Source organism: Streptomyces sp. NPDC031497 (assembly GCF_055580905.1).
In genome coordinates this window covers 209867-215866 of the sequence record NZ_JBVIKO010000020.1, presented here as the reverse complement: position 1 = coordinate 215866, position 6000 = coordinate 209867, and the positions used below count along the sequence as shown (strand labels likewise).

General features: G+C 68.2%; 6 protein-coding genes and 2 pseudogenes. 6 read left to right on the top strand and 2 right to left on the bottom strand.

Annotated features, from left to right (window positions below):
- Positions 1-181 precede the first annotated feature (181 nt).
- Positions 182-319: pseudogene (locus ACZ5K7_RS34535) on the top strand (phosphate signaling complex protein PhoU); the annotation flags it as partial.
- Between the two features lie 52 nt (positions 320-371).
- On the opposite strand, the gene ACZ5K7_RS34530 reads toward ACZ5K7_RS34535, so the two are convergent.
- A complete protein-coding gene (locus tag ACZ5K7_RS34530) occupies positions 372-689 on the bottom strand; it encodes an ANTAR domain-containing protein (RefSeq protein ID WP_351713806.1) in 318 nt (105 codons plus the stop codon).
- 862 nt (positions 690-1551) lie between these two features.
- Between ACZ5K7_RS34530 and ACZ5K7_RS34525 the strand changes: the two genes are divergently transcribed.
- The 4 genes and pseudogenes from ACZ5K7_RS34525 to ACZ5K7_RS34510 all read left to right on the top strand — a co-directional run.
- Positions 1552-1974, top strand: a complete 423-nt coding sequence (locus tag ACZ5K7_RS34525) for a hypothetical protein (RefSeq protein WP_468919712.1) — start codon at positions 1552-1554, stop codon at positions 1972-1974.
- Positions 1971-2222, top strand: a complete 252-nt coding sequence (locus tag ACZ5K7_RS34520) for a hypothetical protein (RefSeq protein ID WP_468919709.1) — start codon at positions 1971-1973, stop codon at positions 2220-2222. Before ACZ5K7_RS34525 ends, ACZ5K7_RS34520 begins: the two co-directional genes overlap by 4 nt.
- Positions 2223-2258: 36 nt before the next feature.
- On the top strand, positions 2259-2882 hold the full coding sequence (locus ACZ5K7_RS34515) for a transposase (protein ID WP_468919744.1): 624 nt from the start codon (positions 2259-2261) through the stop codon (positions 2880-2882).
- A pseudogene (locus tag ACZ5K7_RS34510) lies at positions 2878-3027 on the top strand (transposase); the annotation flags it as partial. The gene ACZ5K7_RS34515 and the pseudogene ACZ5K7_RS34510, both read left to right, overlap by 5 nt.
- A 232-nt stretch (positions 3028-3259) precedes the next feature.
- Here ACZ5K7_RS34510 and ACZ5K7_RS34505 read toward each other — a convergent pair.
- Positions 3260-4756, bottom strand: a complete 1497-nt coding sequence (locus tag ACZ5K7_RS34505; RefSeq protein ID WP_468919707.1) for an aldehyde dehydrogenase family protein — start codon at positions 4754-4756, stop codon at positions 3260-3262.
- A gap of 168 nt (positions 4757-4924) precedes the next feature.
- Between ACZ5K7_RS34505 and ACZ5K7_RS34500 the strand changes: the two genes are divergently transcribed.
- Positions 4925-5833, top strand: coding sequence for an AraC family transcriptional regulator (locus ACZ5K7_RS34500; protein WP_468919704.1), 909 nt, complete (start codon positions 4925-4927; stop codon positions 5831-5833).
- Positions 5834-6000 lie beyond the last annotated feature (167 nt).

Below are 6000 nucleotides of genomic sequence, written 5' to 3'. Positions count from 1 at the left end.
CCTGTGCGTGATCCAACAAGCGAAACCCCCCCCCCCCCCCCCCCCCTTTTCCCCCCCCCCCCCCACCCCCCCCCCCCCCCCCCCCCCCCCCCCCGGTCCCCCCCCCCCCCCCCCCCCCCCCCCCCTCTCCCTCCCCCCCCCCCCCCCCCCCCCCCCCCCGGTGCCGCTATCGAAGAGTGGGACCGCGGTCGACGTCACGCTGCTCGGCCGCTCTTACGAACGCTTCGCCGACCACGCCGTCTCCGTCACCCGCCGCATCGTCTACCTCGTCACCGGCGAACACGCCGACACCGTAGCCGCCCCGCCCGCAACCCCGTGATCACCCGGCGCCCGGCCGCACGGGCGCCGACGGGGTACGAGACGTGCGCTCGTCAGGGGAAGCGTACGTCCGTCAGGGCCTTTTCCAGCGCTTTGTGGAGGGCATCGGGCAGTGGTCCGCCGCCCGGCCAGTTCACGATCAGCCCGGCCACATTCCGGAGCTTGGTGTTGGTGCGCTGGGAGACCAACCGCAGCACCTCGAACCCCTGCTCGGGAGAGAGTCGGCCCAGAGAGATGACCACGCCGATGGCCTGGTCGACGACTGCGTGCGAGACGACCGCTTCCTGCAGCTGGCCGATCTCCTGCTGCAGCTGAGCCAACTGCCGGGCGAGGTCCGCCTTCCGGACCAGACCCGGCACGTCACTGGGCACGGGACGCCCGTTTCCCGAGTACTCCATCGTGATCACAACTCCGCGGGTTCTTCCCTGCCCGGGCAGCCGACACCGCCAGGCAAATACGTGCAGGATGACAACCATCTACCCCACAACCCGCAGGTCATCAAGCCGCGCCCGGCAGCATGCAGTGACTCTCGCCACTGCACCAGACGGCCCGCGACAGGTCACGCGCCGGGCAGGTCGCGCAGCAGCTGGCGGACGGCGCGGCGGACCGCGATGCGGCGGGCGAGGCCGGGTGCGGCGCAGGCGGGACGACCAGCACCGCCCTCGCGGCGAACGCGGCAAGGGGCTCCGGTCCCCTTCCGTGATCGGGATGACCAGGGACATCGTGCGTTCGTAACCCTTGGCGATCCCGCCGGATCGGACCTCCCGGCCCTCGACCTCGCAGTACCTACACACCCGCACCCGCACCCGGGCCATATCGTCCACGTGACACTGCTGGAAACGGACCAAGTGGCCCTCGGTCACGCCGCCCACGTGAACCGGCACCGCCACATCGACCGAACTAGTAACCGTAAATCTGCAGGTCAGGGGCTGACCCTGCTATCTTCCGGGCCTTGCTCGGACATAGTGGTCCGGAGAGAGATCTGACGGGGTTTGTGCTGCCGCAGTTGGGGCGGCTGATGGAGACCGCCGACCCGGGGATGCCGTACCAGCTGGTGGATGGCAGTGGCTCGGTGGTTGAACCGGCAGAAGCCTTCTTCGCTGAGCTGCAGGCTCTGGCGAAGCCGTCTTCGACGATCCGGTCGTACGGGATGGATCTGCTGAGGTGGTGGCGGTTCCTGGCGGTCTGGGAGATCGGGCGGAGCGGGTGGATGCTCGGGACTTCATGCGGTGGATGGCGATCGCGGACAAGCCGGTGCGGGTGCATTGGCGGCATCAAGGGGCGGGACTGACGGTAAAGACGGCGCCGACGCCGCGGCGGAAGGGCAAGCTGCCGCCGGGAGCGTCGAATCCGGTGACCGGAAGGCCGGCTGCGGGGCGGAAGTACGCGGTGCGTAGCCGGTGGCACTGCGAGACCACGCTCCGCTCGTTCTACGACTTCCACCTCGAGGAAGGCAGCGGACCGGTCATCAACCCGTTCCCGCTGGATCGGGCACGCCGTTCGGGCCGTGCGCGTGTGCCGGTCGCCCGTCGAGCGCTGCGTTGCATGACTGAAGTCCTGACAAGTTTTCCGCCGATCCCGGCACAGCCCCAACGGCAAGACGGCAATCGCCAGGGCCGCACTGACCGGAACGGCAACGCTGAAGAAGCACAATGAGCACCTTTGGTACGTCGGCTTCGCTTTCTTCCCCTTTCGGAGTGCTGGTGTTGGATCCGATCACCGCCAAGATTGCCGCTGGTGTCACCGCCTCCCTATCGGGCAAGGCCGCCAAGCCGATCGGCGCAGCGGCACTCGATGCCGCGATCGGCAAGCGCGAGACGCGAGCCGCGGAGAAGGCGATCCGCCGGGCGGTTGACCAGGGAGTCGAAGAAGTTCGCGCCGACGGGGTCAGTACCCACTGTTAGAGCCAGCCGACCGGGATCGTGCAGCACGTCCTGCTCATGATTCAAATGTTGGTGGAGGAACAGCCCGCCCTCAGCGCCGACTTTCCCGGCCGACGAGACGGCGCTGCCGCCTTGCGTTACTGGACCGAGGCCGCCGAGGCAGCGGGCTGGGATCTGGCCACCTTCCCCGTTCACTTCCCGGACGTCGTCACTGGTGTCACCCGGCGCATCCCCACCGAAATTCGTGCCATGGCCGGCGAGGCAGAGAGCCCGCTGCACAACCGCGTCGTGCTCGGTGTTCTTCAGGAAGTGGAGTCACAGCTGGCCGACCTGCAACTGCTGCAGGTGATCAACGGGATCATTCACCGGCTCAGCAGCGGCTGCCAGTGGCGCAAGCTGCCCGAACGCTTCATCCCGTGGCAGACCGTCCACAAACGGCACGCACTGTGGTCAGCCGTCGGCACCTGGGGCGGCTCCTCCAGTATCTGCAGGCCCTGGCCGACGCCGCCGGAGAAATCGACTGGGACGTCAACGTCGGCTCCGCCTCGGTGCGTGCCCACCAGCACGCTGCCGGGGCGCCGAGGAAGGCACCGCCCGCCGCTTCAAAGGGGGCCGCAGGAAGATCAGTTCAGATGCGCGCGCACATGCGCACCCTGCTGCCGGTGGCGGGGCGGCAGGTGAAGGACTCGGTCGCTCCCGCGGCGGGCTGACCACCAAGGTCCATCTCGCTGTTGACGGCAGGTGTCGCCCGCTGTCGCTGGTCATCACGCCGGGCGAGCGGGCCGACTGCACCCCGTTCGAGAAGGTGGTGGACCAAATCCGGGTACCTCGAACCGGCTCAGGGCGCCCTCGCCGCACGCCCAACAGCGTGAGCCGCCGACCAGGCGTACCGCAGCCCTGCCACCCGCGCCTACCTGCGCCGACGGGGTATCCGGCAAGGCGGAATGGCGAGGCAGGGGCGGGCGGCGCCCCGCCGACGGCGGCCTGGAGCAGGAAACGTGCAGTGCGTTGCTGTCGGGGGGCCGGGGCCGGCGGGGCCGTCCGGGGAGCGGGCGACGTCAGGCGGTCTGCAGGTAGACGGCCTTGGTCTCCAGATAGGCCTCGATCGATTCGCGGCCGTTCTCCCGTCCGTAACCGGACCTCTTGTACCCGCCGAACGGGAGAGCGGGGTCGGTGGCGCTGTAGTTGTTGACGAACACCATGCCGGCGCGCAGGCCGCGTGCGACGGTGTGGGCGCGGCCGACGTCCCGGGTCCAGACGCCGCTCGCCAGCCCGTACGGGGTGTCGTTGGCGCGCTTGATCACGTCGTCGATGTCGTCGAACGGGAGGGCCGACAGGACCGGGCCGAAGATCTCCTCGCGGACGATCCTCATATCGTCGGTGACGCCGGTGAAGAGGGTCGGCGGGACGAAGAAGCCGTCGGCCAGTGCTCCGGCGGTGGCCCGGGCGCCGCCGCTGCGGGCAACGGCTCCTTGGGCCGCGCCGTCTTCGAGGTAGAACGACACGCGGTCCAGCTGCTCGCGCGAGACCAGCGGCCCGAGGTCGGTCGTGGCGTCGAGCGGGTCACCCAGACGAAGCGACCGGCCGATTTCCGCCACCTTCTCGGTGAACTCGTCGTAGATACCGCGTTCGACATACAGACGGGTACCCGCGGAGCAGATCTGACCGGACAGCGAGAACGCGCCCATCGCCGCGGAGACTGCGGCGGCGTCGAGGTCGGCGTCGGCGAAGACGATGTGCGGCGACTTACCGCCGAGTTCGAGGGTCAGTCGCTTCACGGTGCCGGCCGACGCCTGGATGATGCGCTGACCGGTGGCGGTGCTGCCGGTGAAAGCGATCTTGTCGACGTCGTGATGTTCGACGAGGGCTGCACCGGCTTCGCCTACCCCGGTGACGATGTTCACCACGCCGGGAGGGAATCCGGCTTCCTGGAACAGCTGCCCCAGCAGCAGCGGTGTCAGCGACGCCTGCTCGGCCGGCTTGAGCACGACAGTGCAGCCGGCGGCAAGCGCCGGCGCCAGCTTCCAGGACGCGGCGAACAGTGGGCCGTTCCAGGGGATGATGGCTCCGACGACTCCGACCGGCTCCTTGAGGGTGTAGGTGAACATCGAGGCCGGCAGCGAACTCTCCACGGTGTCTCCGTGGATGTCCAGCGCCATCGAGGCCGCGTACCGGAAAGTGCTGACAGCCGTCGCCGCCATCCAGCGGGCAACGTTGAGCGGGACGCCCATGTCGACCGCGTCGACCGTCGCGAACTCCTCGGACCGTGCCTCGATCAGATCGGCCAGACGGTTCAGCACACGGGCGCGGTCACGGGGGCGGAAACCACCCCAGGCGCCCTCGAACGCGCGGCGAGCCGCGGCAACCGCCAGACCGATGTCTGCAGCAGCGCCGCGGGCCAGCCCGGGCAGCGGCCGGCCGGTGGTCGGATCGACCGATACCACAGTTTCGCCCGACTGCGCGTCGACCCACCGGCCGTCGATCAGCAGCTGCTTTGCGGGGCCGGCGGCGAACTCCGGGACGGAGCGCTCGCCGGGTCGGATGAGTTGGGTCATGACCTGCTCCTAGAGGTTGTGCCTTCCTCCCCGACGCTAGGTTCGAAGCAGTCCTCACCTGTAGAGAGATCCTCCGCAATTATTGCCTGAACTTCCGAGGACCGTCTGGATGGGTGAGATACCTTGGAGCGAATCGCCCCCGTCGGAGCCGGTGAAAGGCCGAGGACCATGCGAGAGGACTTGCGTTCCGAGCTGGAAAACCGCTGCGCCGAGGACGGTCTGCACCAGACCGCCGATCCCGCGCTGAGCCTGTTCCGGAGCTGGACCTACCGCGATCCCATAGTGAAACCAGAAGGACGGTGGCTCGACGAGCCCGCCCTGTGCGTCGTGGTCTGCGGACGCAAGCGAGCGACCATCGGAACACGACGGGTCGACTTCGCGCCCGGAACCGCCACGCTGGCATGCCTTGAACTCCCGGTCACCGACGCAGTGATCGAGCCGAGCGACACCGATCCGTTCCTGGGCTTGAGACTCACCCTCGACCCCGCCGTGCTGGCTGAACTCTTGCTCGATCTGCCGCCCATCATCTCCACTGGAGTCCCCGAGCTCGGACTGACCGCAGCGCCACTCGCCCCCGAACTCCTCGACCCGCTCATCCGCCTGCTCCATCACCTCGACGACCCGCACGAACTGGCCGCACTCGGTGCAGCCACACGGCGCGAGGTCTCCTACCGGCTTCTGCGCGGACCGCACGCCAACCTCCTGCGCCAGATCGCCACCCAGGACAGCCGACTGTCACAGATCAAGCACGCCGTCGATTTCATCCGCGCCAACTTCACCAAACCGCTGCGCATGCCGGCCCTCGCCGAATCCGCCTCCATGAGCCTCTCGTCATTCTACGAGCACTTCAAACAGGTCACGGCAATGAGCCCGCTGCAATTCCAGAAACAACTGCGCTTGAACGAAGCACGGAAACTGATCCTCGACGGCACCGCCGACGCCACCACCGCCAGCTACGCGGTGGGCTACGAAAGCCCATCCCAATTCAACCGCGAGTACAAACGCCTGTTCGGCGCCCCACCCATCCGCGATGTGACAAGACTCCGCAAAACGCCGACGACCAGCATGCCAGGCTGACCCGCGACACCTCTCGCCCTTCAGAGACAACGTAATCCCGGACACCACCAAAAACATGGCGACCGCCCGGGAAAGGAACCAACAACAGCAGACCGGAACTCCGCAACCCCAAGGCCAGCGACCCCTGGACGTCGAGAATTCCGGAACATCCGCCCACACCAGCACTG

What these genes read in the sequence shown, in the direction of transcription:
- ACZ5K7_RS34525 (WP_468919712.1), top strand. Translation starts at nt 1,552, where the DNA reads ATGGCGATCGCGGACAAGCCGGTGCGGGTGCATTGGCGGCATCAAGGG.
- ACZ5K7_RS34520 (WP_468919709.1), top strand. Translation starts at nt 1,971, where the DNA reads ATGAGCACCTTTGGTACGTCGGCTTCGCTTTCTTCCCCTTTCGGAGTG.
- ACZ5K7_RS34515 (WP_468919744.1), top strand. Translation starts at nt 2,259, where the DNA reads ATGATTCAAATGTTGGTGGAGGAACAGCCCGCCCTCAGCGCCGACTTT.
- ACZ5K7_RS34505 (WP_468919707.1), bottom strand. Translation starts at nt 4,756, where the DNA reads ATGACCCAACTCATCCGACCCGGCGAGCGCTCCGTCCCGGAGTTCGCC.
- ACZ5K7_RS34500 (WP_468919704.1), top strand. Translation starts at nt 4,925, where the DNA reads ATGCGAGAGGACTTGCGTTCCGAGCTGGAAAACCGCTGCGCCGAGGAC.